Origin of the sequence: Bradyrhizobium sp. 31Argb, assembly GCF_043638955.1 — a bacterium.
In the GTDB taxonomy this organism is placed as follows: Bacteria; Pseudomonadota; Alphaproteobacteria; order Rhizobiales; family Xanthobacteraceae; genus Bradyrhizobium.
On record NZ_JBEGDB010000475.1, the window covers coordinates 1 to 3205 of the forward strand.

Genomic DNA, 3205 nt, shown 5'->3' on the forward strand with positions numbered 1-3205 from the left:
GCGCGAAACTACTTCGCCGTCGTCGCCATTGCCGCCACTCTGCTCTGGATAAGGTAACTGTCCACACGGCCTAAGGCTCCTACGTAAAAGCGGCCGCGACGTGGCGCACCATCGGCATTGTCGCCATGGTGATGGCGGTGATCGGCTTCGCCTACGCGTTGTTCCAGAGCACGCAGGTCAAGCTCGTCCCGTATATCGTCGAAGTCGACAAGCTTGGGACCGCCTTGAGCGCCGGCTATCCGCAGCAGATCGAATATGCGGATCCGCGGGTGGTGCGCGCGACGCTCGGAAGCTTCGTCTCGAACTTCCGATCGGTGACGCCCGATGCGGTCGTGCAGAAGCAATATATCGATCGGACCTACGCGCTGCTGCGGACCTCCGATCCCGCCACGCAGAAGATCAATGATTGGTTCCGGAGCAACTCGCCGTTCGAGAAGGCCAAGACGACGACGGTCGCCGTCGAGGTCAACAACATCGTCGCTCTGTCCAACCAGTCCTATCAGATCGACTGGACTGAATTCGAGCGCGACAGGAAAGGTAAGGAAACCGGCGAGCACCGCTTTCGCGGCATCGCCACTGTCACGCTGACTCCGCCCCAGGACGAGCAGACCATCCGGCTCAATCCGATCGGTCTCTACCTGCGCGATTTCGACTGGACGGCGCAACTATGAAAGGGGCGGGGACGCCGACGCACCCAAACATGATCAGACTTCATACATGCGTTGTTCTCGCGGCATCCGCCTTCGGCTTGCTGCTTGCCAATGTCAGCGCACACGCGCAGGCAATGAACGCCAAGGAGCGAAAGGGCACAAGAATTTCGAGCCAGTGGCGCGGATCGACCGGCCTTGTGACGCGCGGAAAGGACGGCAAGGTCGTCTTCCTGTTCGGCGAGGTCCAGCCCTCCGTCGTCTGCTCGCCGCTCGAGGTCTGCGACATCGAGCTCGAGGCCGGTGAGGTCGTGCGCGATGTGCTGGTTGGCGATACCGTACGCTGGAAGGTCGAACCGGCGACGTCCGGAGCGGTCGGCGGACAAGCCATCCACCTGATCGTCAAACCGTCGGAGCCAGGGCTCGTCACCTCGATGGTGGTGACGACCTCGCGGCGAACCTATCACATCCAGCTCAAGTCGAATGCGACCCAATACATGGCGCGCGTCGGCTTTGAATATCCGGAGGCTGTCGGCAGCCGGCTCGCGGATGTCAACGCGCGTATTGGCACTGAGGTGATTCCGGGCGCTGGCGTTCCCGCCGAGCAGTTGAGCTTCGCCTACAGCGTGAGCGGCAGTGCGTCCTGGCGGCCGACGCGGGTCTACAGCGATGGCGTGAAGACCTACATCCAGTTTCCATCGTCGCTCTCGGGTCAGGACGCACCGGTCCTGTTCGTCGTGTCGGGCGGTCAGAACCGCATCGTCAACTATCGGCTGAAGGGCGACATGATGGTGGTCGACTATCAGATCGACACCGCCATTCTGGTCTCCGACGTTGGCTTTTGGAACCAGGACAAGGTGACGATTCGGAGGGGAGGCTGATCATGCGGCAGGTCCCCACTCGCCGTCAATCTCAGCAAGCTGCAAACATCAAATACAACGGCCAGCAATGCGGCGACCCCGTCAAAGACGACGACACCCGGTCTTGCACGCGGTGCGTCGGACCTTTATGCGGGGGCGCTTCGCGCCGGCTTCGGCATGCAGAACATCGACCCGAACGGGCAAGCGGCGAAAGAGGATTTCTTCAACGCGGATCTCAAGAAGCTCGGCTACCTTCCCAACAAGGTGGTCGCGCCGACATCCGCCTACGAATTGAAACGCGGCTCCGTCATTCCAGCGACGCTGATCACCGGCATCAATTCCGACCTTCCCGGACGCATCACCGCCCAAGTGAGCCAGAACGTCTACGACAGCGCGACCGGCCATCAGCTGTTGATCCCGCAGGGCGCCAAACTCCTGGGACGGTACGATTCCAAGATGTCGTTCGGGCAAAGCCGCGTCCTTGTGGTCTGGACTGACATCATCTTCCCGAACGGCTCGACGTTGCAGATCGGAGGCATGGCCGGCATGGACGCGGAAGGCTATGGCGGCTTCAATGATCAAGTCGATAATCATTATTTCCAGGTGTTCGGCTCGGCGATCCTCATTGCCGCGATCGGTGCGGGCATCGATATGTCGGTGCCGGCGAGCTCGCCGTATTCATATCGGCAGACACCCGCAGATGCCGCGCGAAACAGCTTTGCCGAGACCTTTGGCCGGGTCGCCGAACAGACGATTAGCAAGAACCTGAACGTCCAGCCCACACTGGAGATTCGACCGGGCTATGTGTTCAACGTGCTCGTCGACCAGGACATGGTTTTCCCCGGCGCTTACCACGGATAGGACTTCGAAGATGAACAATCAGTCGGCGGCCCCAGGAGGGCGTCGGGATCGTGACAAAGGGGCTGCTCGGCGGGAGGAGCGGACAATGGTCGAACAGCAATGCTCAAACGCGGCCTCGGCGCGCTCGCGCTTACCGCATTCGCCTTTCTGATCATCTGGGGACCTGGAAAAGCGATAAGCCGGTCACGGATTCGGCCCGAAAGCTCATGATCCGCCAGGCGGCGGCCTTCGAGCCCGTCGCGGAAACACCCGCCGCAGCGGTCACCACGGCATCCATTCCGGTCGCACCTATCTCAGCCACGCCGACGGCCCCCGCGCCGGTTCCCGACCAGATGCTCGAAAGCGCGCGGCGCGCACCGGTGCTGGCCTATAATCGGCCAGTCGCATCGGGACGTTCGGCCCGCAACGACCCGACCGGAGGTGTCTCCGTGAATCCCTATGATTTCGGGCGGGCCGAGCCACGCAATGAGCTTGCCGACAAGCTCAAACCCACGGCCATCGAGGGCGTGCGGGCGGCGCGGCTGACCAATCGCAATCTTCTGGTTATCCAGGGAACATCAATCCCTTGCGTGCTCAAGCCCGCAATGTCGTCGGATGTGGCCGGCTTCGTCTCCTGCGTCGTGCTGCGCGACGTGATGTCGGATTCCGGCAACGTTGTGCTCATGGAAAAGGGCACGCAAGTCGTTGGCGAATATCGCGGCAATGTCCGGCGCGGCTCCAAACGGATGTTCGTTCTATGGGCTCGCGCCAAGACGCCGACAGGTTGAAATGGACCCCGATTGTGGGACCACGTGCTTAGTTGGAAGGGGCTGCTCCGTTTGATAGACGGAGCGCATG

Annotated in this window: 2 protein-coding genes and 2 pseudogenes; all 4 read left to right on the forward strand. The window is 61.6% G+C overall.

The annotated features are described in order from the left end of the window. Positions 1-74 precede the first annotated feature (74 nt). Positions 75-671: pseudogene (trbF, locus tag AAFX91_RS40210) on the forward strand (conjugal transfer protein TrbF); the annotation flags it as partial. Between the two features lie 29 nt (positions 672-700). Continuing rightward, positions 701-1528, forward strand: a complete 828-nt coding sequence (gene trbG / locus AAFX91_RS40215) for a P-type conjugative transfer protein TrbG (RefSeq protein WP_394570191.1) — start codon at positions 701-703, stop codon at positions 1526-1528. Between the two features lie 12 nt (positions 1529-1540). Continuing rightward, positions 1541-2368 (forward strand): annotated as a pseudogene (trbI, locus tag AAFX91_RS40220) (IncP-type conjugal transfer protein TrbI); the annotation flags it as partial. Positions 2369-2574: 206 nt separating this feature from the next. Further along, positions 2575-3135 (forward strand): TrbI/VirB10 family protein, encoded by a 561-nt coding sequence (locus tag AAFX91_RS40225; RefSeq protein WP_394570192.1) that lies wholly within the window; start codon positions 2575-2577, stop codon positions 3133-3135. Positions 3136-3205 lie beyond the last annotated feature (70 nt).